This is a genomic window from Burkholderia seminalis DSM 23518 (genome assembly GCF_902832885.1).
Classification (GTDB): domain Bacteria; phylum Pseudomonadota; class Gammaproteobacteria; order Burkholderiales; family Burkholderiaceae; genus Burkholderia; species Burkholderia seminalis.
Genome location: NZ_CADFDK010000019.1, coordinates 1 through 22494 on the forward strand (window position 1 = coordinate 1; position 22494 = coordinate 22494).

General features: G+C 58.8%; 17 protein-coding genes and 1 rRNA gene. 9 read left to right on the forward strand and 9 right to left on the reverse strand.

Annotation, left to right across the window (positions count from 1 at the left end; genetic code table 11):
- The first annotated feature begins 28 nt into the window (after positions 1-28).
- Positions 29-141: ribosomal RNA gene (rrf, locus tag HWX00_RS33125) — 5S ribosomal RNA — on the forward strand.
- Between the two features lie 247 nt (positions 142-388).
- Here the strand turns inward: rrf and HWX00_RS37220 are convergent.
- On the reverse strand, positions 389-691 hold the full coding sequence (locus HWX00_RS37220; RefSeq protein WP_341773194.1) for a SymE family type I addiction module toxin: 303 nt from the start codon (positions 689-691) through the stop codon (positions 389-391).
- Between the two features lie 272 nt (positions 692-963).
- Between HWX00_RS37220 and HWX00_RS33135 the strand changes: the two genes are divergently transcribed.
- The 3 genes from HWX00_RS33135 (at position 964) to HWX00_RS33145 (ending at position 4536) form a co-directional block, all read left to right on the forward strand.
- Positions 964-2052, forward strand: a complete 1089-nt coding sequence (locus HWX00_RS33135) for a hypothetical protein (protein WP_175029288.1) — start codon at positions 964-966, stop codon at positions 2050-2052.
- 653 nt (positions 2053-2705) lie between these two features.
- Positions 2706-3992: a DNA (cytosine-5-)-methyltransferase gene (gene dcm / locus HWX00_RS33140; RefSeq protein ID WP_175029287.1), complete on the forward strand. Its 1287-nt coding sequence runs from the start codon at positions 2706-2708 to the stop codon at positions 3990-3992.
- A 43-nt stretch (positions 3993-4035) separates the two neighbouring features.
- On the forward strand, positions 4036-4536 hold the full coding sequence (locus HWX00_RS33145) for a very short patch repair endonuclease (protein WP_226194152.1): 501 nt from the start codon (positions 4036-4038) through the stop codon (positions 4534-4536).
- A gap of 73 nt (positions 4537-4609) precedes the next feature.
- Here HWX00_RS33145 and HWX00_RS33150 read toward each other — a convergent pair whose 3' ends face one another.
- The 6 genes from HWX00_RS33150 to dnaA form a co-directional block, all read right to left on the reverse strand.
- Entirely contained in the window at positions 4610-6025 is a 1416-nt protein-coding gene (locus HWX00_RS33150) for an MvaI/BcnI family restriction endonuclease (RefSeq protein WP_175029285.1), read from the reverse strand.
- A gap of 141 nt (positions 6026-6166) precedes the next feature.
- Complete coding sequence (locus HWX00_RS33155; RefSeq protein ID WP_175029284.1) at positions 6167-7234, reverse strand: response regulator; 1068 nt, start codon at positions 7232-7234, stop codon at positions 6167-6169.
- 1 nt (position 7235) lies between these two features.
- Positions 7236-9431: a sensor histidine kinase gene (locus tag HWX00_RS33160; protein ID WP_175029283.1), complete on the reverse strand. Its 2196-nt coding sequence runs from the start codon at positions 9429-9431 to the stop codon at positions 7236-7238.
- A gap of 325 nt (positions 9432-9756) precedes the next feature.
- Complete coding sequence (gyrB, locus tag HWX00_RS33165) at positions 9757-12231, reverse strand: DNA topoisomerase (ATP-hydrolyzing) subunit B (RefSeq protein WP_175029289.1); 2475 nt, start codon at positions 12229-12231, stop codon at positions 9757-9759.
- 191 nt (positions 12232-12422) lie between these two features.
- Entirely contained in the window at positions 12423-13529 is a 1107-nt protein-coding gene (gene dnaN / locus HWX00_RS33170) for a DNA polymerase III subunit beta (protein WP_006490996.1), read from the reverse strand.
- A gap of 170 nt (positions 13530-13699) precedes the next feature.
- Positions 13700-15277, reverse strand: a complete 1578-nt coding sequence (dnaA, locus tag HWX00_RS33175; protein ID WP_034190190.1) for a chromosomal replication initiator protein DnaA — start codon at positions 15275-15277, stop codon at positions 13700-13702.
- A gap of 421 nt (positions 15278-15698) precedes the next feature.
- On the opposite strand from dnaA, the gene rpmH reads away from it, so the two are divergent.
- The 4 genes from rpmH (at position 15699) to yidC (ending at position 18328) form a co-directional block, all read left to right on the forward strand.
- Entirely contained in the window at positions 15699-15833 is a 135-nt protein-coding gene (gene rpmH / locus HWX00_RS33180) for a 50S ribosomal protein L34 (RefSeq protein ID WP_004198824.1), read from the forward strand.
- A gap of 15 nt (positions 15834-15848) precedes the next feature.
- Complete coding sequence (gene rnpA, locus HWX00_RS33185; RefSeq protein ID WP_006489941.1) at positions 15849-16310, forward strand: ribonuclease P protein component; 462 nt, start codon at positions 15849-15851, stop codon at positions 16308-16310.
- 75 nt (positions 16311-16385) lie between these two features.
- Positions 16386-16652: a membrane protein insertion efficiency factor YidD gene (yidD, locus tag HWX00_RS33190; RefSeq protein WP_006750110.1), complete on the forward strand. Its 267-nt coding sequence runs from the start codon at positions 16386-16388 to the stop codon at positions 16650-16652.
- An 8-nt stretch (positions 16653-16660) separates the two neighbouring features.
- Entirely contained in the window at positions 16661-18328 is a 1668-nt protein-coding gene (gene yidC / locus HWX00_RS33195) for a membrane protein insertase YidC (protein ID WP_034190191.1), read from the forward strand.
- 116 nt (positions 18329-18444) lie between these two features.
- Here the strand turns inward: yidC and HWX00_RS33200 are convergent, their stop codons facing one another.
- On the reverse strand, positions 18445-18879 hold the full coding sequence (locus tag HWX00_RS33200) for a transcriptional regulator (protein WP_034190192.1): 435 nt from the start codon (positions 18877-18879) through the stop codon (positions 18445-18447).
- A gap of 329 nt (positions 18880-19208) precedes the next feature.
- Here HWX00_RS33200 and mnmE point away from each other — a divergent pair, with 329 nt between their 5' ends.
- Positions 19209-20603, forward strand: coding sequence for a tRNA uridine-5-carboxymethylaminomethyl(34) synthesis GTPase MnmE (gene mnmE / locus HWX00_RS33205; RefSeq protein WP_069245729.1), 1395 nt, complete (start codon positions 19209-19211; stop codon positions 20601-20603).
- A gap of 466 nt (positions 20604-21069) precedes the next feature.
- On the opposite strand, the gene HWX00_RS33210 is transcribed toward mnmE, so the two are convergent.
- The gene (locus HWX00_RS33210; RefSeq protein ID WP_034190194.1) at positions 21070-22428 is read right to left on the reverse strand and encodes a sensor domain-containing diguanylate cyclase; all 1359 of its coding nucleotides are present in this window, start codon (positions 22426-22428) and stop codon (positions 21070-21072) included.
- Positions 22429-22494: the final 66 nt, after the last annotated feature.

A 22494-nucleotide genomic window follows, 5' to 3' on the forward strand; every position in this document is an offset into this window, starting at 1 on the left:
GGCCACGCCAGCAGAACAACCCTCTTTGCCTGATGACCATAGCGAGTCGGTCCCACCCCTTCCCATCCCGAACAGGACCGTGAAACGACTCTACGCCGATGATAGTGCGGATTCCCGTGTGAAAGTAGGTAATCGTCAGGCTCCCTAAGCCAGAAACCCCCGCCCAAAAGGCGGGGGTTTTTGCATTTGAGCGGCGGAAATATGCGGTGCGCCTAGCGTGGGTTGCCGCTCGTGCTGAAAGGCTACACGGCAGCGGGCCTGAGTGGCCGGCCCGCTGCGATTGCAGCACGATCGTCGCTTGTCACAGTTACTAACGGTGCGGAGTATCGGGCACCGAGCTACCTAGACGGATGGTGACTTGCAACGCCCACCATGGGCAATGCGCCGATCACATCGGCGTGATGATGAGTCGCTGGTGCTCGACAGTAATCCGGACGCGTTCTCCTGCCTCGAATCCCGCATCCTCAAGCCATACGCCCGCCAATTTGATCCACGGGTAATACGTCGTGTTCAGTTTCCGGTGTGCTCTGATGGCACGGAGGACTCTAGACAAGGAGTGATGGCGTGCTGATTCTTGAATCTTGACGAAGCGTTCCGTTACGACGGGGCGTGACTTATGATTGGCGTTAGCCATTTCCGACTCCGATGATGAGTTGGTTGTGGTCAGCGGGTCGTATGGGTGGCAGCCCATGCGGCCCGCGCTTTTTGCGGAACTGCCAATTGAGTCTACACGAGGCAGTATCTCGAATTGCGCAATCAGCGCAGATTAGCTGAAGGGCATAGGTCTCGAACTTCGGCACCCATCGGCATCGATCAGCTCCGAACACTTGTCAATATCCCCATCGTCCAAAAATCGTGACGTGAGCCACCGTCCGTGGTCTGTACACGCGCAAATTGCAAAATATTGTTGCAAAGGTTTAGTATTAGCCCCTCCTGGCCACAATACAAATACTTGGAATCTAGATGGAAACACCGTGGGGGCGGCTCGAAGACCTTGACCTGACAGACCATGATCTGGCGGCAGAAATTCTTGGGGCGGACAAGCATCAGTTGGTCGAGGGGTTGGTCGTTGAATGCCTCTTCGACCAAATCGTGAAGAAGATGCAGACTGATGCGGAACAGAGCGTTCTTCCGCTCGACGTTGAATCGGTTGTTATAGATACAGGACGAGAGACGGAGCGTTGGGTGAGTCTTGTGTGGGCGAGAAGTCGGGGCGTTGGACTCGGGCGCTATTTACTTTCGCTCGAAAGAAGCTTTGTCCCTTATCTTGTGACGTACAGACAAGGAGAGTTCTACGCAGCGCGAGTACGTAACGGAAAAGATCGAGGCGAAAGAATCCCGCTCTTGGAGCTGATGCAAGAATTGTCCGACGGGCGCGTCATGCCGTTTCGGGTTGATTCGATGGTCAAGGACTCGAATAGGCAGAGGCAGGCGTTTTGGGGTTTTATATCGAACTACTATCGCGACGATGTCGGGGCGAAGGTCATATTGCCGCGTATTCTGATTAACTGTGCAATTCAGCCGTATTTTCGATCGGTCTGGAATCTCGACAGAATAATTGTCGTCGGGGACGAAGTCTGGTTGCTTGAAATCAAGCACAAGTATCCGATGAGCGGGCGCAGTTTGCGATTCGGTATAAACGTCGGGGAACTGGGTGTGCTTGATCGGCTAGCTGATGCTGGCGTACATTGTTTGCATACTATTTTGGTGAAACCACAGTGGTCAAAAGATGTTGGGTCGATGTACCTGATGAACGACCTCGACATGCGTGATCGTGCTGCGCTCATTGCGATAGCGCTGAACAAGCATCGAACGACACGGATAATGAAGCAGCAATCCGGGCAATCGGGAGCTCATACGTCGATAACCGGAACCTCGACCCTTTGGTACAAAAATATCGAGGCTTCTGAATTCCACGAGCTGGGCACCCTCTCCGACGGGGCCGAGAGATTGGCATACAGAATGAAGGCCACGATGAGTGGAACAATTGACAGCCCAGTCCGGCGGGAGTGGCTGGAACAGCTGCGGTCCCGAGACGGTGCGCGTGGCTAGAGCTTGGTGAGAATATCGCCCTTTCCAGTGCTACAAGTCCTCCAATTTCTCGCACGACAACATCTTCAAAGACATTCGATGCTTTGAGGGTTCTCCTTCTAGCATCGATTCAGTAACGAATTTCTCGTGCACTGCCATGGCCGCCGAGCGGATCGACGGTGAAAGTCCCCATCTAGTTCATAGCCACGTCCGTCGAACGACGAGGTGTCACTGTATAGGGGCAGAGCGATAGCAGGTCGCTCGATAGTCGAGTGATGCACCTCCAATTTGCATCTTGCTATCTGCATGTTCCTGTCCGGGAAAGACGGCGCTGTCCGGGGCTTAACCGGCTGGTCCGTGAGAGCACGCTACGCGACGAGAACAGTGAGGAGCGGTGCATTGTCCGAGACCGCCCCTGCGTAACTGCTACGCCGAAGTCAGCCGAGACGCTAGGTCCGCCGTACGACATATCGACACGACGCACCAAGAGTCGCAACGATGTGCACGGTAGCACACGAGGGCCTAGCCTCTGCGCAAAGGCGCCGCGCACGAGCAGCGGGTCCTCGATGCTGCATCACGTGCGGTATTCCTAGGTTTCCGAAGCGGTTAGTTGTTTCCCGCTTGACTCTGGGAACACCAACCATCAATATGCAAAAAAATTTCCCAGTGACGCGATGAAATCACCTGACAGCAATTTGGCACTTCAGTACCTGCACGAAGCAGCTCGCTACTTCTCCCGCACGGAGATTGCGCAAAGGCTCGGTGTGGGGCCTTCAACGGTTAGCCGCTGGCTCTCGGCAGAGACCGCGCCGAAGCCCTATGTAGTGGACACCCTCAGGTCGATGCTGCAGCCGTTTGGAGCGTCTGCTACGAAGGCCGATTTCACTTTCATTGACCTGTTTGCGGGCATAGGCGGAATACGCAAGGCATTCGAGCTCAACGGCGGGCAGTGTGTGTTCACCAGCGAATGGGATAGCTACGCGCAGAAGACCTATCACGTGAACTTCCCGGATGGCAGGCCGATTCATGGAGACATCACGGATGTCGACGAAACGAGCGTCCCTGCACATGACGTGCTGCTTGCGGGATTCCCGTGTCAGCCGTTCAGCATTGCTGGCGTATCCAAAAAGAATGCACTTGGGCGGGCCCACGGCTTCCAAGACGAGACGCAGGGCACGTTGTTCTTTGATGTCGCGCGCATCATCCAGGAAAAGCGTCCGAAGGCGTTTGTGCTGGAGAACGTGAAGAACTTGCAGTCCCACGACAAGGGACGGACTTTCGATGTGATTATCCGGACGCTACGGAACGAACTTGGCTATCACGTCCACTACCGAATCATCGATGGTCAGCACTGGACGCCACAACATCGGGAGCGCATCGTGATCGTGGGTTTCCGGGAGCCTACCCCGTTTAGCTGGGAATCACTTCAGTTGCCGGAGAAGGGCAAAGTGAAGATGAAAGATATTCTGCACAAGATCGATGGGAGTGAGCCGTGGCTTGAACATGACGGCGATAGATACTTTGATCATGACGCACGCAAGGTCAACGACAAGTACACACTGACGCCCAATCTCTGGAAGTACCTTCAGGACTATGCCGCGAAGCACAAGGCGAAGGGAAATGGCTTTGGCTATGGTCTCGTGGGAGCGGAGGATATTTCTCGTACGCTTTCTGCTCGGTACTACAAAGATGGATCGGAGATTCTCGTTGCCCAAAGAGGAAAGAATCCTAGGCGCCTTACGCCCCGCGAGTGTGCAAGACTGATGGGATATCCAGATAGCTTCGAGATTCCCGTGTCAGATACGCGTGCGTACAAGCAGTTTGGAAACTCCGTTGTCATGCCAGTGTTCAAGGAAGTCGGGCGAATCGTTAAGCCGTGGATTGTGGAGGACGGCTTTGTACCGGTCATCGGCGATTTCTTTACTGACCAGTCTATTGATCGGCAAGAGGTTTCGGCATGAAGGTATGCCGGTGATTCTTTGGCGACTGTCTAGAGATGCGGAGATGTACGTGACTGATGTTGTAGACAAGGAGACCCGCAGCCGCATGATGTCGGGGATACGTGCCAAGAACACCACGCCCGAGTTGATACTACGGCGCGCGCTACATTCGAAAGGCTTCCGCTATCGGCTGCACTCATCGAAATTGCCGGGTACGCCCGACATGGTATTCCAGAAGTACCGGGCCGTGATATTCGTCCACGGTTGTTTCTGGCACGCGCATGATTGTAAGTACTTCAAGCTTCCTCGAAGTCGAACAGAATTTTGGCAGACGAAGCTGCTTAAAAACAGAGCGAGGGACGAGACGGTACTCGCCAACACACGAAAACTGGGTTGGCGAGTCCTCATTGTTTGGGAGTGCGCAACTCGAGAGTTTCATACCAGAGAGTCGAGTGCATTAATCGAAACCATTGCGCAATGGGTAATTAGCAAGATACCAAGTGCGGAGATTGGAATCGACGGAAAGCTTCGCACACTGGTCGTGTCAGCGGACTCAGATACGTAACATTTGATGGTGTGGTGATGATTTAGGCTGCTTTTTTGTGCAAAACGATGGGGTTGAAAGTCGACACGAACGGTCAGCGAGCTGAATCGAGATCACGGAACTCTACCTGCGCATAGAGTGCTGAAGCTGCTTTTCTTATATCGTTTACGCGCCATTGCGCGCGTCGCTTGCTTTTTGATGGATCTGATGTATGCAGTTTGGGGGCAGGGTCGAGAAAAATCACTCCATCGTGAATCGCTTTGAGCATTTGCTCTGCTGATGTCCGGTGACACCACATCACTCTAGGTGAAAACGTAACTACATACTCGTAGCCATTGCCGCTTTCGATTGGATCTGGGTTCATTTCTTTCGACGCGGGTATGTATACGGTCTCGTTATGTTTGGCGCCCCAACTATTCATAAGTCGTTCAAGACTCCAGCCTGCAGCCACAAATCCGTCGTCGTCCTCAAGGATCACTTCGACTGCATCCATCTTTGACGTTAGCGAGGTATTTGGATCGTATGGTCCAGATATCCAATGATCATTTTCCAATCGGTATTCTCTGAGCCTGAGGGTAAGCCCAGATTTTTCGGATCGAGAGTTTGCTTTGTGAATTCCAGTGACCCTATAGTTGCCATCTTTGTCGAGGTAGCCGTACTTGATCATGAATTCGCTGAAGTTCTTGGCATAGAGACCGAGATCTGGCTCTGGCGTAAACAGAGTTACTTTGAGTTGCGTGTGTGTTTTTAATTCGATACCAAAAAGATCCCCATCTTTTCCCGCATTCGGGACAATGTTCAGTGCATGCTCTAAGGTATAGCCGCAAACTTGGGTTCCCGTGAATGGGAGGGTCTGTCCGGACGAATCCAGCCGACATCCGCGCAGCGGCTTGCCTGCCACCGCGGAAAGCAGCCGCACGAGCTTCTGCGTGTTACCGAGATCGACGGAAAGTTGTCGACAGACTTTTGAGCGTTTGAAGCTCGGAAGCTCTGCGATTTCCCGTTCCAAACTTTCTGAAATGTCGAGGTAAACCATTGCTCGACATGCTCCTTTAGCCGTTCGACCAAGCACAAGGAGACGTTTTCGGTCGTTCATCAATTTCGTGAATGAAACTGAAAGTGACGAGGGTATTGCGTTGTCGGTTGTTTGAAAGCCAGAAAGACGAGCCTCAGGGTACTGTGGATATATGATCGCTTTTACTCGTTTGGCGGGGGAAAGCGATCCATCGCGTTTTACCCAAGCAAAATCGTCAAACGATGCTTCCGGAATCCGTCGCCCCGGCGGCGGATTATCTTTGGTACTAGTGCTCTCGCCTCGCTCAGAAAGTGTCATGGCAAAAAGATCGTACAAAACACCGAAATCTGATGCTATGTATATTTGATTTTTGTCATTCGCATTTTTTGGAAGGATTTTTAACAGGGCAACATCAACTCCATGTGCTATTAAATTAATTTTAATTTCATCGATTGTGGTTGCTACATGCTCAAATTCTAGCGGTGCGATGCTCATTTTGTTTGGATGCGTTATCGGAGGGCGAGTCGTTTCGGAGTTGGTGAAAAATGCGCGTCGATAAATATTTTATAGGCATCAAAATATAGAACTTTATATATAATATGATGCCTTTTTGACAAGTGAGATAGTCCGATAGATTTATTCGCTGGATAGATTTGGCGTCCCAATACGACTAAAATAGGCTCCGAAGCGCTCAACTAAAGATGGAACAAATTGAGGTGCAAGAGATGCGATCCTGTTCGGAACAAGTTGAGCTCGCGCTTCCTCAATTTTCATGGCGTTGAGATGATGAAATTGCACCATCCATGGTCCCAATTCTTCTCCGTTGAGGTTGAATGCGGGAGGGAGGAAGTGTTGCTTCGGCGATCCTTCATGTTGTATGATTTTCCGAATTTTCTCTGCGCCGGTTTTTGATTCTGCACTAATCCCCTTCCATTTCTCGGCAATACTTTCGCATTTCGCCAAAAGTATAGTTTCTATTTTTCCCTCATTGGAGAGGTCGCACCGTGGGGTTACGATAATCCATGATTCATCGTTATAGATAATTATATCGCCTGTATCCAATCTCTCTTTTAGGGGAGGGACAAAGTAAGTTTCCTCGGGATGCGCGACTCCATTGGCTGCATTAAGTAGTGAATCATGTACATGTGCTGCAACATGGCGGGCGAGTGCCTCGGCGAGATTATTTTCTTTGTTGTCAATTTTTGTCCACCGTTCCCAGCGCGGCCAGATTGAACGGAAGAAGATTTTTGCGGTTTCTCGCTCGACTGCTGCGTGCATTTCGCGCAAGATTAAAAATAGGTTCAATTGTTGCGTAAGCCAATCAAATACTTGCTGCAGCCCATCGCCTTTGTCCATCACTTGAACTTGCGGGAATTTTCCAACATCAGCTTGGCCTTTTTGACCGGTATATATAACAATCCCGATTGGTTGTATCTCTACAATCCGGTTGATAAGTTCATTGCCGTCGTCGTTGTCTTCGCCAACACCGACTTCGCTTTGCAGGCGTAGATCCACTATAACTGCGTCGAGTTTTCGCGTTTCTAGAAGTGCAAGTGCTTCTGAAACGGACTTTGCGCTAATTTTTATAATTTGGAATTTATTCTTGTCGGTGTCTGCATTAAATGCATCAACGGCGTCATTCCATTGTTCAATTTTTGAATCTTCGTCTTCGACAAGAAGTACTTGTAGTTCAATGTTGTTCATCTTATTCCCCGTGCGCACGCAGCATCTCGATCACAAATGTAGTGTCGTTTACCTCTGAATCGAATGCCACGTCTCCTTTGCTTGCTCTCATTGCTTCTCTAGCGATCGCGAGTCCGATCCCCGAACCTTCCGGCTTTAGTGTAAATCCCGGAGTAAAGAGACGAGTCGAAAATTTTTCATCAATTATTGGGCCGTTGTTTGAAACAGAAAACCGGACATATTTATTTGAAAACGTGGCCGATATGGTTATTAATCGGGGGGTATTCGCGCTGACGCTTAGCCAATGAACTGCATTATCTATGATATTAAGAAATGCTGCCATCAAGTCGGCTTCGTAGCCTATTGCGCGAGGTAAATGATCCGGAGTCTGGATGCTGACAGAAATTTTATTGGTAGAGATGGAGTCCTTGAATAAGTCCAGGCATCTATCAAGTATGTCTTTTGAGTCAAGTGCCTTGGGGCGACCACGTCTGCGTCCAGAAATGGGATCAAGAGCCTTAAATAATTTATTTAAGTTCGATGCGGAATTGTTGATCGAATTTGCACTCTTTCCGAACGTGTCACGAAAATGCTTACCGAAGGCCGACTGCTCCATTAATCTCGGAGAGCCCTCGGAGAGTTGCTTGGAACGAGTCGCAATGTCGGCAAGGAAGCGACGTCCATCATGGAGAACCTGCGAAACAACTAAGCCTAATGCGGATCGCGACGCAAGCGCTTGTTGATAGGTCTCAAGCTCACCGATAGCAGTTTTAAGAGCAAGACTATCTTGCCTTAATGCACGTTCGACTTTGTCTCTATATCGAGGCGGCAGTGCAGCCGCCGCGCGCTGCGTAGCACGTAGCGAGGCACGTCCTCGAACGTCATCAGTATCACCGGCTTGTCGGCGACTTAACCCAGTCATTTGCCGGAAATCGACGCGAAGCACCTCGATATGAGCCATAAGACTGGTGACGAGTCGCTTCAGGCGAGCAAAATGCGCATTGTGTTCAAGACCTTCTCTACTGCTGCGCTCCACCAGTCCAGAGATAGACTCGCTCGCGATGTCGATAATTCCCCATACTTGATTTAAGCCAAGTTTTCGAGAGGGATTTTGAACCCTCATTCGCTCTAGTTCCAGCCAATCGCTTTCGGCGTCACCATAAGGTCTAATTCTGAATCCGGTTCGATAGAGTCCGATGCCGATATTTTCATCAAGTAATCGCTTGGCATCCATGCGCCCTATAGAATTGAGGCCGAGTTTATGAAACAAATCGGCTATCGCATCACCTTCGCGGTCGTAAATATTCAATGTGACGCTTACTGGGCCGCATGGCAATTCGTCGTCGGAAAGGGCGGGGGCTTCAATCGATAGCGTCTGCGGTCGATCATCTGCGCGTTGATTGGTGAATGTACCCGAAAAATTGCCAGAAGAATCAAATTTCCCCTTCACCATATAGTGATAGATGTTGCTTACACTAAATGGCTTGATCTCCATTGGATCAAGGTTGGCATGATTTTCTGTCAGATTTGCTAGTGCGCCAGAGACCAAAGTTTCCCCGTCAAAGCCGTCGGTATCTTCCCGGAAAGCAGAGAGATCGAGAAATATCTTAAATGCGCTATCCTGCGTTTCGCGAGGAGAGATAAGTCTACGAAGTTCTCTGACGAGGAGTTCAAGCTGCTTTTTGCTCCACGCATCGCGCAAGCCGGTTATATCAAGGTGGACGCCGGACGGTTCGCCGGGAGTTCCCTTTCTCGTCTGGATGCCGATATCTATTTCGTCGAGGTACTTACTACGCTCAAAATCGGACCAATCGATCTGAACTCGGCTGACCTCCAAGGAACCAGATTTCAGCTTGCTAGCGCAAGTGAGAGTTAAGTATTGCCCGAGTCTAGCGGTGGCAAATCGGCCAACGCCCTTGGCTCCCAGCATTGGGCGACCGGTGGGGCTAGTTCTCCGTTCTATCTTATCGGTCGTTGCGGGCTCAAACCACTTTTCGACGAGGTCAGTCGCAGTCATTCCGTGACCTCGATCAGACACGATAATTCGTCCCTCTTGCGCTTTCGATTTGTCGCGTCTCGGTTCGATCGCAATATGGACGCTTGGAGAGTCGGCGTCGTATGCATTTTTTACTAGCTCAATCAGTGCCGCTTCGGGTCCACTGATGAGCTGATCTCCAATGGTTCTGACGATCCTAGCTCTCGGGCGAAGCTTGGCCATTCGACACCACCTTATATTGTTCGACCCGTAGGGTCGATATCCCCGGAAAGTACTCCTCGTGCACGCAAGTACGAGCAGCCACCTGTCCTGTATGGTGGATTAAAACGCTAAAGGGTGCAACAGCCGAGAGATGGCTAGGCGAGCCGATGTTTTGGCTCTCAGCGGAGAACTACGCTCCGAAAGACATCGGAGAAGAATTCGCGGCTGTAGACACACGACTATGCAGTTTGTCGATGCAAAGTGCGAGTACTGACAACCGCGAATCGGTGGCGGTTATATATTTGAGATGAATACTTCGTTGTTCGGCTACTTACCTAAAGATGCATCAAACATCAATATTCCCCGCCCGCAATGCATTAGACTCGATAAACGCCCGCCGCGGCTCCACATCATCCCCCATGAGGGTAGTAAAGATCCCATCCGCCGCAATCGCATCCTCGATCTGCACACGCAGCAGACGCCGCACTGCCGGATCCATCGTCGTTTCCCACAGCTGCTCGGGGTTCATCTCGCCGAGCCCCTTATAGCGTTGTTTCGAGACGTTGCGTTCAGCATCCGCCAGCAGCCACTTCATCGCGCTCTTGAAGTCCGCCACGGCCATGCTGCGCTCACCGCGCTTGATGACCGCACCTTCCCCAATAAGCCCCTTGAACGTATTCGCCGTCGTCACAAGCTGCTGATAATCCGCCGTGTGCTGGAATTCCTGGTCGATGACCGAAACCCGCACATTGCCATGATGAGTGCGTTCGACATGCAGCGCCCGCTGTTCGCGAACCGCGTCATACGAAGGCACAACCCGCACTTCGTTCTTCAGCGCTTCATCATGCAACGCAGCGTGCAGCGCCTTAGCCGAAGCCTCGGTCGAAGCCTCGCTGGAGAGATCGATCACCACCCCATCCATGACCGCTTCCAGCGCAGCCGGGTCATACAACCGGCTCAATCGCTCGATCACGCTCTGCGACAGCAGATACGACCTTGCGAGCTCCCCAAGCGCATCACCCGAAATCGCCGCCGCATTCTCACCCGGCACCAGCTCCGACCCTTGCAGCGCCAACCGCAGCATGTGCGCGTTGAGCTCCACGTCGTCCTTCAGATACCGCTCGTCCTTGCCCGCCTTGATCTTGTAAAGCGGCGGCTGCGCGATATACACGTACCCGCGTTCGATCATGTCCGGCATCTGGCGATACAGGAACGTGAGCAGCAGCGTCCGGATGTGCGCACCGTCCACATCCGCGTCGGTCATGATGATGATGCGGTGATAGCGGAGCTTCTCGAGGTTGTAATCGTCCTTGCCGATCCCGCACCCAAGCGCGGTCACGAGCGTGACGATCTGCTCCGACGACAGCAGCTTGTCGTAACGCGCCTTCTCGACGTTCAGCACCTTGCCGCGCAGCGGCAGGATCGCCTGGAACTTCCGGTCACGCCCTTGCTTCGCGGACCCACCTGCCGAGTCACCCTCGACGATGTAGATTTCGCACTTCGCCGGGTCTTTCTCCTGGCAGTCCGCGAGCTTGCCCGGCAGGCCGACGCCGTCGAGCACGCCCTTGCGTCGCGTCATCTCACGCGCTTTCCGCGCAGCATCACGCGCCCGAGCCGCTTCAACAATCTTCCCGCAAATGATCTTCGCGTCGATCGGCGTTTCCAGCAGGAACTCTTCGAGCGCCTTCGCCACAACTTCCTCAACCGGCGCACGAACCTCGGAAGAAACCAGCTTATCCTTCGTCTGCGAGCTGAACTTCGGCTCCGGCACCTTCACGGACAGCACGCACGACAGCCCTTCGCGCATGTCGTCGCCGGTCGTCTCGACCTTCGCCTTCTTCGCGATTTCGTTGTCGGTGATGTACTTGTTGATGACGCGCGTCATCGCGGCCCGCAGGCCGGTCAGGTGCGTGCCGCCGTCGCGCTGCGGAATGTTGTTCGTGAAGCACAGCACGTTTTCGTTGTAGCTGTCGTTCCACTGCATCGCGACTTCGACGCCCACGCCGTCCTTCTCGCCGTTCGCGAAGAACACCGTCGGGTGCAGGTTGGTCTTCGTCTTGTTGATGTACTCGACGAAGCCCTTCACCCCGCCGGCGAACGCGAAATCGTCTTCCTTGCCCGAGCGCAGGTCCGTGAGACGAATCCGCGCGCCGTTGTTCAGGAACGAAAGCTCGCGCATCCGCTTCGCGAGGATGTCGTAGTGATACTCGACCGTGCCGAAAATCGTCGGATCCGCCATGAAATGCACTTCGGTGCCGCGGTTCTCTGTGTCGCCGGTCACGAGCATCGGCGACACTTCCACGCCGTCCACCACCTCGATCACGCGATCCTGCGCGACGCCGCGGTGGAATTCCATGAAGCGCTTCTTGCCGTCGCGCCGCACGGTGAGGCGCAGCCAGCTCGACAGCGCGTTCACGCACGACACGCCCACGCCGTGCAGACCACCGGACACCTTGTAGCTGTTCTGGTCGAACTTGCCGCCGGCGTGCAGCTCGGTCATCACGATTTCCGCCGCACTGCGCTTCGGCTCGTGCTTGTCGTTCATCTTCACGTCGGTCGGAATCCCGCGGCCGTTGTCGGTCACGGAAATCGAGTTGTCGGCGTGAATCGTCACGTGGATGTCGTTGCAGTACCCGGCCAGCGCTTCGTCGATCGAGTTGTCGAGCACCTCGAACACGAGGTGGTGCAGACCGGTGCCGTCCGACGTGTCGCCGATGTACATCCCGGGGCGCTTGCGCACCGCTTCCAGACCTTCGAGGATCTGGATCGACGAGGCGCCGTAGCTGCTGTTATCGGGTTGCGAATTGTGCTGTTCACTCATGGATATCTTCCGGTTCTGCGAGGCCACTCAGGTGGCGGCGCGGTGCGTTTCAGCGAGAAATCGCCGGGCCGCTCCAGTTTCCTGGCCCGCCCGAAGTGCCGAAAAGGCACTAAAAGGGCGGGTTGTCGGTTCGCCATAAAAACGCCAAAGGGGCTTGCCGCCCCCTGGTGTGTGTCTTGATGTCGTGCGCGTCAGATGCGCATCGGCATCACGACATACTTGAACTCGTCGTTCTCGGGCACGGTGATCAGCGCGCTCGAGCTGGCGTCGCCGAGGCTCACCTGCACGGTGTCGACCTTCAGGTTCGCGAGCACGTCGAGCAGATACGTGACGTTGAAGCCGATGTCGACGGTATCGCCCTGGTAGGCGATTTCGAGTTCTTCCTGCGCCTCTTCCTGATCGGCGTTGGTCGACATGATCTTCAACTGGCCCGGCGCGATGATGCAGCGCACGCCCTTGAACTTGTCCGAGGTCAGGATCGCCGCGCGCTGCAGCGAACGCTGCAGTTCTTCACGGCCGATCTCGAACGTGTTCTTGTGCGCCTTCGGGATCACGCGCTGGAAGTCGGGGAACTTGCCCTCGACGAGTTTCGACACGAGCTCGACCTGGCCGAACGTGAACTTGGCCTGGGTTTGCGCGATGTCGATGGTGACGGTGTCGTCGATGTCCTCGAGCAGGCGCTGCAGCTCGAGAATCGTCTTGCGCGGCACGATGACTTCCTGGCGGCCGAACGTGCCGCCTTCGAGCTTCATCGACGAGAACGCGAGGCGGTGGCCGTCGGTGGCCACGGCCATCAGCTGGTCGCCGTCGACGACGAGCAGCATGCCGTTCAGGTAGTAGCGAATGTCCTGCTGCGCCATCGCGAAGTGCACCATGCCGAGCAGCTGGCGGAACGACTTCTGCGGGACGGTCAGCGTGGCGCCGAAATCCTTGGCCTGCGCGACGGTCGGGAACTCGTCGGCCGCGAGCGTCTGCAGTGCGAAGCGGCTCTTGCCCGATTGAACGGTGAGGCGCTTGTCGGCGAGCGACAGCGTGACCTGGCCGTCAGGCATCGCGCGCAGGATGTCGAGCAGCTTGCGGGCCGCGACGGTGGTCGCGATCTGGTCGCCGCCGACGCCGAAATCGGCGCGCGTGGTGATCTGCAGCTCCAGGTCGGTCGACAGGAATGAAACGTCCGGGCCGTTCTTGGTGATCAGCAGGTTGGCGAGGATCGGCAACGTATGGCGGCGTTCGACGATGCCGCTGACCGTTTGCAGCGGCCTGAGGAGGGTGTCTCGTTCGGTCTTGACCAGTTGCATAGAGTTCCTTCGTTGAGTAACGGCCTGCAGCGCAGCAGCCTCGCAGCGCCCCGCCGGCCGGGCTCTTGGCCCGCCACCACCGGGGCGGTCAAACCAGTATTGTGCCTCAAAACCGAACCGCCCCCCTTAAATTGGGGCGGAGGCCGAATTATCAAGCGCGGTGCGCGCGCTCAGCCCTTCAGCGTCTGTTCCAGCACGTGCAGCTCGTGGTTGAGCTGCGCGTCCTTGCTGCGCTCGTCGGCGATCTTGCGCACCGCGTGCAGCACGGTGGTGTGGTCGCGCCCGCCGAACAGCTCGCCGATTTCCGGCAGGCTCTTCTGCGTGAGTTCCTTCGCCAGGTACATCGCAATCTGCCGCGGCCGCGCGATGTTCGCGGGGCGCTTCTTCGAGTACATGTCCGCGACCTTGATGTTGTAGAAGTCGGCGACGGTCTTCTGGATGTTCTCGACCGAAATCTGCCGGTTCTGCACGGTCAGCAGGTCCTTCAGCGCTTCCTTGGTCAGCTCGATCGAGATCTCGCGGCCATGGAACTTCGAATACGCGAGGATCTTGCGCAGCGCGCCTTCGAGCTCGCGCACGTTCGAGCGCAGGTGCTTCGCGACGAAGAACGCGACGTCCTCCGACAGGTTCACGCCTTCCGACTGCGCCTTGCGCATCAGGATCGCGACGCGCATTTCCAGCTCGGGCGGCTCGATCGCGACGGTCAGGCCCGAGTCGAAGCGCGAGATCAGGCGATCGTCGATGCCCGAGATTTCCTTCGGATACGTGTCGCTGGTGATGATCACCTGCGCCTTGTTCGCGACGAGCGCCTCGAACGCGTAGAAGAATTCCTCTTGCGTGCGCGATTTGCCGGAGAAGAACTGGATATCGTCGATCAGCAGCAGGTCGAGCGAGTGGTAGTAGCGCTTGAAGTCGTCGAACGCCTTGCGCTGGTACGCCTTCACCACGTCCGACACGTACTGTTCCGCATGGATGTAGCGGATTCGCGCGCCGGCCTTGTCGAGCAGCAGCTGGTTGCCGATCGCATGGATCAGGTGGGTCTTGCCGAGGCCGACGCCGCCGTACAGGAACAGCGGGTTGTACGAGATGCCAGGGTTGTCCGCGACCTGGATCGCGGCGGCGCGCGCGAGTTGGTTGGCCTTGCCGGTCACGAAGTTGTCGAACGTGAGCACCGGGTTCAGCTTCGAGCGTTCGTACATCGAATCGGCTTCGCCGCCGTTCGCGGGGGCCGCACCGGGGCCCGGGCGCCACGTGCGGCGGCCGGCCGCCGCTTCGTGCGCGGGCAGGCTCGGCAGGTCGATGTCGGCGTCGTCGGCGTTCAGGTGATGCGCGGCGGCCGCCGACGGCGTCATCGGCACGTCGGCCGGCGCGCTGGGCGCGGCGGCGGCATTCGCGGTCAGGTTGGCGGCGATCGCGGCGACCGTCGCGGCCGGGCCGTTCGGGGTGAGCGGCGCGCGCGGGGCGGCCGGCGCGCTGCCTGCGGGCGCGCTGCGCATGCCGGCCTTCGGATCCAGGACGAACTGGACTTCGATCGGCGCGTTCCAGAAATCCCGGGCCAGATCGGAGATCCGTCCCGAAAACTGGCTCTTGACCCAGTCCAGCTTGAAACGGTTCGGCGCGGCGATGGACAGCGTGTTCGCCGACGCATCGAAGGCCACCGGGGCCAAGGGTTTGATCCACGTCACGTACTGCTGGGGCGTCAGCTCGCGCTCCAGCAGTGCGGAACAGTGTTGCCAGAAATCGTTCATCAAGTAACTGTCGTTTTTTGCGTGCACAGCGCGGCTCGCCGGCGCCCTTGTCGCGGTCGCGCAACAAGGCCCGAAGCGGTCGTGCGAGCGTGCCTCGGACGCCTGCGTCACAGTGTTGGAGGGGCAGGCGCGAGCCGAGGCGGCGTGCGGGATTCTTGGAGATAAGGCGAGATTCTAACGCCAAACGCGGCCACAGCGGGACTTATCCACAGGCTGTGTTTGTGGGGCGCGGGGCCGGATCGGAGCGGCCCGGCACAGGCGAGCGACTCGTAAAGTATTGACCGTCAACGGAAAAACGGTTTAAATAGCGGGTTCCGCGAAAACCAATCCTGTATTCCCGGCGATTGCGTTCGCCCGAATGCCTCCGGTTAAGGGCACGCGGTCCCCTGAATTTCGACATTCTCGAACAAGTGAGAACATCATGAAACGTACTTACCAACCGTCCGTGACGCGCCGCAAGCGCACCCATGGCTTCCGTGTCCGCATGAAGACGGCAGGTGGCCGCAAGGTCATCAACGCTCGCCGCGCGAAGGGCCGCAAGCGCCTCGCCATCTAAGGCAGGTTGCGCGCTGTGTCCGCCGTCCGCAGTCCTGCGGAAGGTGCCGTCGAGCCGGGTGCGAATCCGTCGCAGACGAAAGCCGCCTTCCCGAAAGCTGCGCGACTTCTGAAAACGGATGAATTTTCATCCGTTTTTCGTTTGCGCCCCTGGCGGCGCTCCGCGCACTTCGTGATTTACGGCAAGCCGACCGGTCAGCCTGCACGTCTGGGGCTCGTCATCGGCAAGAAGTATGCGCCGCGAGCGGTGACGCGTAACCTCGTGAAGCGGCTGGCGCGCGATCAGTTTCGCCTGCGCCGGGCCGAATTCGCCGGTTACGACCTGCTGCTGCGGCAGCACACGCGCTTCGACAAGAAAGCGCTGCCGAGCGCGGCTTCCGCCCCGCTCGCGGCGATGTGCGCGGCCGAGATCCGCGAACTGCTCGACAGGGCAGTCCGGGAAATCGCGCGCCGTGCGTCGAAGCCCGCGTCCGAGTGACGCATCCGTGCCCGGTGCGGCGTTCGCGCCCGCCCGGCCGGTTTTGACGCGGCGTCGTACGGCGCCGCCCAAGGTATGGAAACGGTACTGATCGCCTTGCTGCGCTTCTACAAGGTTGCCGTGAGCCCGATGCTCGGCAACCGTTGCCGTTTTTATCCTTCCTGTTCGGATTACGCGCGCGAGGCAATCCAGTATCATGGCGCCGCGCGCGGCACGTATCTCGCCGTCAGGCGCGTGTGCCGATGCCATCCGTTTTCCGCGGGCGGCATCGACCTCGTCCCGCCGCCCAACTCCGACACTCGCGCTCGCGGCGAAGCCGACGCGCGGTCCCATCGACTCTGAGACAACGCATGGATATCAAACGCACCGTCCTATGGGTGATCTTCTTCATGTCAGCTGTCATGCTGTACGACAACTGGCAGCGGTCCCATGGACGCCCGTCGATGTTCTTCCCGAGCGCCACGCAGACGGCCCCCGCGGCCGCGGCCGGCGGCGCATCGGGCACGGGCGCGACGACGACGACCGCAGGTGAAGTGCCTGCCGCCGCGGCCGGCGCCGCACCGACGACGACGGCCCCGGCCGCGCAGGCGCAGCTCGTGAAGTTCTCGACCGACGTGTACGACGGCGAAATCGACACGCGCGGCGGCACGCTCGCGAAGCTGACGCTGAAGAAGCAGGGCGACGGCAAGCAGCCCGACCTGTACATCACGCTGTTCGACCACACGGCCGGCCACACGTATCTCGCGCGCACGGGCCTGCTCGGCGGCGATTTCCCGAACCACAACGACGTCTACACGCAGCTGAACCCCGGCTCGACGTCGCTGACGGGCGACCAGAACACGCTGAAGCTGTCGTTCGAGTCGCCGGTGAAGGGCGGCGTGAAGGTCGTGAAGACCTACACGTTCACGCGCGGCAGCTACGTGATCGGCGTCGACACCAAGATCGACAACGTCGGCACGGCGCCTGTCACGCCGACGGTCTACATGGAACTGGTGCGCGACAACACGGCCGTCGAAACGCCGATGTTCTCGCACACGTTCCTCGGGCCGGCGGTCTACACGGACGCGAAGCACTTCCAGAAGATCAACTTCAGCGACCTCGACAAGAACAAGGCCGACTTCGTGAACTCCGCCGACAACGGCTGGGTCGCGATGGTGCAGCACTACTTCGCGTCGGCGTGGATTCCGCAGCAGGGCGTGAAGCGCGACATCTACGCTGAAAAGATCGATCCGACGCTGTACCGCGTCGGCGTGAAGCAGCCGGTCGCCGCGATCGCGCCGGGCCAGTCGGCCGACGTGCAGGCGCGCCTGTTCGCCGGTCCGGAAGAAGAGCGCATGCTCGAAGGCATCGCGCCGGGTCTGGAGCTCGTGAAGGACTACGGCTGGGTGACGATCATCGCGAAGCCGCTGTTCTGGCTGCTCGAGAAGATCCACAGCTACGTCGGCAACTGGGGCTGGGCGATCGTGCTGCTGACGGTGCTGATCAAGGCCGTGTTCTTCCCGCTGTCGGCCGCGAGCTACAAGTCGATGGCGCGCATGAAGGAAATCACGCCGCGCATGCAGGCGCTGCGCGAACGCTTCAAGAGCGATCCGCAGAAGATGAATGCCGCGCTGATGGAGCTGTACAAGACCGAGAAGGTCAATCCGTTCGGCGGCTGCCTGCCGGTCGTGATCCAGATTCCGGTGTTCATCTCGCTGTACTGGGTGCTGCTCGCCTCGGTCGAAATGCGCGGCGCGCCGTGGATTCTGTGGATTCACGATCTGTCGCAGCGCGATCCGTTCTTCATCCTGCCGGTGCTGATGGCCGTGTCGATGTTCGTGCAGACGAGCCTGAACCCGACGCCGCCGGACCCCGTCCAGGCGAAGATGATGAAGTTCATGCCGATCGCGTTCTCGGTGATGTTCTTCTTCTTCCCGGCCGGCCTGGTGCTGTACTACGTCGTGAACAACGTGCTGTCGATCGCGCAGCAGTACTACATCACGCGCAAGCTCGGCGGCGTCAAGAAGAAGCCTGCCTGACGCCCGTTGCACGCGCGGGCGGCCAGCCGCCCGCGACGCACGCAAAAAAAGCCGCATGGTTCATGACCATGCGGCTTTTTTGTTTCCCGGCGGCGACGGCGGCGCGCCGTTCCCGGTCAGGCTTTCTTCGCTTCGAGTTTCAGATCGCCGTAGAACTGCTCGACCAGTTCCTGCACGAGGTAGCGCTGATGCGGCGACAGCGCCTCGATCTTCGACGCGAGTTCGATCGTCTCGGGCGTCGGCGGGTAGCGCTCGTCGCGGGGCAGCGGTTGCGGCGTCGGGTGTTCGATCACGCTTGGCGACGGCCCGTAGTGCAGCCAGTGCACTTCGACGCGCAACCATTCGGCGAGCGTTTCGAGTTTGTCCGATGTCGGAATCGTGCGCCCCGTCAGCCACTTGTGCGCGGTTTGCGGCGAAACGGGATGCGTTCCGCGGTGGCGCAGATTGAATCGATTCGCCAGCTCGGTCGCGCCGGTGACCTTCTCCGGGCTGCGCCGCAGGGCGAATTTCAGGCGTTCCGAGAACGCGGCTTTTTCTTCGGATGTCGGCATGGGGGAGATTGTGCAATTCCATCGACGCGTTTCAGACAACCATATGAGCTAAACGTATCTCTTTCGGACGAATCGCGACCTTGGCCGGATGGAGTGCGGAAATTTGGGGGCAAATCGTTGGGGCGCTCCAGCGGGCATACTCGTCCGAAACGATGGCAAAGTCATCGCGCTGGACTGATACTCGGCTTATCCCCGGCGGGATAAATTCGGGCGAGTTCGAATCCGGCACGGTGGCCGGTCGCGTGTGAGCCGGCACGCTACAATGCCGGCGTTCCGATGCCCGAACTGTTGTGCGGGCGCACCGTTTTCATCCTGATCACCCGATTCCCATGCTCGCTACCGACTCCGATCCGATCGTCGCCATCGCCACTGCTGCCGGCCGAGGGGGCATCGGGGTCGTCCGCGTATCGTTCGGGCGCGGCGGCGAGGCGGCCGCGCTGCCGCTGATCGACGCGTTGTGCGGGCAGAAGCTGGCGCCGCGCCATGCGAGCTACGTGCCGTTCCTCGACGAGCATGGCGCGCCGCTCGACCGCGGGATCGCGCTGTATTTCCCGGCGCCGCATTCGTACACCGGCGAGCACGTGCTCGAACTGCAGGGGCATGGCGGGCCGATCGTGATGCAACTGCTGCTGCAGCGTTGCCTGGATGCCGGGCGCGGTTTCGGGCTGCGGCTCGCGGAGCCGGGCGAGTTCACGCGCCGCGCGTTCCTGAACGACAAGCTCGACCTCGCGCAGGCCGAGGCCGTCGCCGACCTGATCGAGGCGAGCACGGAGGCCGCGGCGCGCTCGGCGGGGCGTTCGCTCGATGGGGCGTTCTCGCGGCAGATCCATGCGCTCGTCGACGACGTGATCACGTTGCGGATGCTGGTCGAGGCGACGCTCGATTTTCCGGAAGAGGAGATCGACTTCCTCGAGGCGGCCGACGCGCGCGGCAAGCTCGCGAGGATCCGCGCGCAGCTGGCGCATGTGCTCGGCGATGCGCGGCAGGGGGCGCTGCTGCGCGAAGGGCTGTCGGTCGTGCTCGCGGGGCAGCCGAACGTCGGCAAGTCGTCGCTGCTGAATGCGCTGGCCGGCGCGGAGCTGGCGATCGTCACGCCGATCGCCGGGACGACGCGCGACAAGGTCGCGCAGACCATCCAGGTCGAGGGGATTCCGCTGCACATCATCGATACGGCCGGGCTGCGCGAGACCGAGGATGAAGTCGAGCGGATCGGCATCGCGCGCACGTGGAGCGAGATCGAGCGCGCGGATGTCGTGCTGCATCTGCTCGATTCGCGCACGGGAATGACGCCCGATGACGAAGTGATCGCGGCGCGCTTTCCCGGCGGCGTGCCGGTGGTGCGCGTGCTGAACAAGACGGACCTGACCGGCGTGCCGGCGTGCGTCGAGCATCCGGCGGCGGAAGGCGACCTGACCGAGGTGCATCTGTCGGCGAAGCGCGGCGACGGCATCGACATGCTGCGCGCGGAACTGCTGCGGATCGCCGGGTGGCAGGCGGGCGCCGAAGGCGTGTACCTCGCGCGCGAGCGGCATCTGATCGCGCTGCGGGCCGCGCAGGAACACCTGGCGCAGGCGGCGGATCACGCGGAGCAACGCGCTCAGTCGCTCGACCTGTTTGCCGAGGAGCTGCGGCTCGCGCAGGAGCAACTGAATTCGATTACCGGGGAGTTCACGTCGGATGATCTGCTGGGGGTGATTTTCAGCAGGTTCTGCATCGGGAAGTGAGCGGCCGCCTGGGACGAGACGGGCGGCTCTCTTGTCAGGCGATCTCGGTCGCCCTGTTGCTTACGACACTACGCTGCACGACCACCGTGCTTGCGCTCGTCGCGCCGATCGCTTGGCGAAAATCAAACCGTCGACGCATCGATCACGACGGCGCGTCGGCCGTTACGCGAGCGACGCGCCGGAATCCTCGCCAGCATCAATCCCAATGACGATGATGGTGGTAATACCCGTCGCCGTAGTACCCACCGTCAGGCACCACGATACAGCCGCTCAGCAACACGGCGACGCCGGCAATCAGCAAAAGGGTCTTCTTCATGGCGTTCACCTGCTCGGGTTCGATATGAAGCCCAGCATAGCGAGCGCCATCAACACCGGCTGTAAGCGATCGTATCGCCGCTCCGCAATCCGTAACGGCGGATTATTCCGGTCACAATGACCGTAACAAATAGCCAAACAGCAGACGTTTTCACGCGACGACGACCCGGTTTCGCCCCGTATCCTTTGCACGATACAGCGCGGCATCGGCGGCTTCGATCAACGCGTCGGTCGTCGACAGATCGTCGGCCGACACGGTCGCGCAACCGATGCTGACGCTCACGCGTCCGGCCGGCGAATCGGGCATCTCGAGGTTGAGCCGAAGCACGGCTTCGCGCGCTTCGTCGGCCACCACGCGCGCACCGCGCGCACCGGTGTTCGGCAACACGATCGCGAACTCCTCGCCACCGTAACGCGCGACGATATCGGCGGGCCGCCGCACCGCACCGGCCAGCGCATTCGCGACCGCGATCAGGCACGCATCGCCCTTCACGTGACCGAACGTGTCGTTGTAGGCCTTGAAGTGATCGACGTCGACCATCAGCAGCGACAGCGGTTCGCCCTGGCGCCGCGCCTGCAGGAACAGCGTGTGGAAATGGTCGTTGAAGTGGCTGCGGTTGAATGCGCCGGTGAGCCCGTCGCGCGCGGATGAGCGAACCAGCGTTGCATGCGCCTCGAACAGCTGCTGGTACAGCATCGTCACTTCCCACGCGAGCACGCAGACGAGCACGCCCGGCGTGAACATGCTGAACACGCGCGCGACGTACCAGCCGACCGTGAAGCGGTTCGTCGTCAGCAGGTTCAGCGTCGTGTCGGTCAGGCACGCGAGCACCGCGATCGCGAGCCACAGGTCGAGCGTCGTGCGCAGCCGGCCGGTGGCGAGCACCGCGACGAGCGCGAGCGCGTTGAGGAGCCACACGACGAGCGCGATGCCGTTGACGGGCAGCACGGCCGCGTCGCCGGGCGGATGGAACGCCGGCGGCAGCGACACGTTCAGCGCGAGCGCGCACAGCAGCGCCGCGGCGACGGCCGGCCCGCCGACGAGCGCGACCGTCCAGCGGCGCGTCTCGTGCTCGCCGACCGGTGCGCGCGTCAATCGCTCGCGCGCGAACAGCGCGGCCATCACGAAGCACGGGAAGCCGGCATGCCAGAAGATCCACATCCATGCGGCGCTTTGGGGGCGCGCGCCGAGCAGGCCGTGCGGCGCGAATACGCCGGGAAAGGTGAGCAGTTGCAGTGCGACGGCGAGCGCGGTGAACGCATAGGCGCCGCCGAGTGCGCCGAGCACGGGCTGGCGCGTGACGGTGAACTGCGCGCCGAGGAAGAACGCGGCGATGCTCGCGGTCGTGAACACGGTGAGCGCGCACATCGGCATGAACGGCTCGACGGCCGGTAGCGCGACATTCGCGTGCGGCGCGGCGATCCCGAGCGCGAGCAGGATGACGAGCGCCGTCAGCGCGCCGAACCAGAGCTGACGTCGCGTCGTGTGCTGGATCAGGATGCCTTCCATGGAGTCCCCCGGACACGCGTGCCCGCACCCGATCTTGCGCCGGGCGGCACGCCTCCCGGTCGCGGC

What these genes read in the sequence shown, in the direction of transcription:
- HWX00_RS37220 (WP_341773194.1), bottom strand. Translation starts at nt 691, where the DNA reads ATGGGCTGCCACCCATACGACCCGCTGACCACAACCAACTCATCATCG.
- HWX00_RS33135 (WP_175029288.1), top strand. Translation starts at nt 964, where the DNA reads ATGGAAACACCGTGGGGGCGGCTCGAAGACCTTGACCTGACAGACCAT.
- dcm (WP_175029287.1), top strand. Translation starts at nt 2,706, where the DNA reads ATGAAATCACCTGACAGCAATTTGGCACTTCAGTACCTGCACGAAGCA.
- HWX00_RS33145 (WP_226194152.1), top strand. Translation starts at nt 4,036, where the DNA reads ATGTACGTGACTGATGTTGTAGACAAGGAGACCCGCAGCCGCATGATG.
- HWX00_RS33150 (WP_175029285.1), bottom strand. Translation starts at nt 6,025, where the DNA reads ATGAGCATCGCACCGCTAGAATTTGAGCATGTAGCAACCACAATCGAT.
- HWX00_RS33155 (WP_175029284.1), bottom strand. Translation starts at nt 7,234, where the DNA reads ATGAACAACATTGAACTACAAGTACTTCTTGTCGAAGACGAAGATTCA.
- HWX00_RS33160 (WP_175029283.1), bottom strand. Translation starts at nt 9,431, where the DNA reads ATGGCCAAGCTTCGCCCGAGAGCTAGGATCGTCAGAACCATTGGAGAT.
- gyrB (WP_175029289.1), bottom strand. Translation starts at nt 12,231, where the DNA reads ATGAGTGAACAGCACAATTCGCAACCCGATAACAGCAGCTACGGCGCC.
- dnaN (WP_006490996.1), bottom strand. Translation starts at nt 13,529, where the DNA reads ATGCAACTGGTCAAGACCGAACGAGACACCCTCCTCAGGCCGCTGCAA.
- dnaA (WP_034190190.1), bottom strand. Translation starts at nt 15,277, where the DNA reads ATGAACGATTTCTGGCAACACTGTTCCGCACTGCTGGAGCGCGAGCTG.
- rpmH (WP_004198824.1), top strand. Translation starts at nt 15,699, where the DNA reads ATGAAACGTACTTACCAACCGTCCGTGACGCGCCGCAAGCGCACCCAT.
- yidD (WP_006750110.1), top strand. Translation starts at nt 16,386, where the DNA reads ATGGAAACGGTACTGATCGCCTTGCTGCGCTTCTACAAGGTTGCCGTG.
- yidC (WP_034190191.1), top strand. Translation starts at nt 16,661, where the DNA reads ATGGATATCAAACGCACCGTCCTATGGGTGATCTTCTTCATGTCAGCT.
- HWX00_RS33200 (WP_034190192.1), bottom strand. Translation starts at nt 18,879, where the DNA reads ATGCCGACATCCGAAGAAAAAGCCGCGTTCTCGGAACGCCTGAAATTC.
- mnmE (WP_069245729.1), top strand. Translation starts at nt 19,209, where the DNA reads ATGCTCGCTACCGACTCCGATCCGATCGTCGCCATCGCCACTGCTGCC.
- HWX00_RS33210 (WP_034190194.1), bottom strand. Translation starts at nt 22,428, where the DNA reads ATGGAAGGCATCCTGATCCAGCACACGACGCGACGTCAGCTCTGGTTC.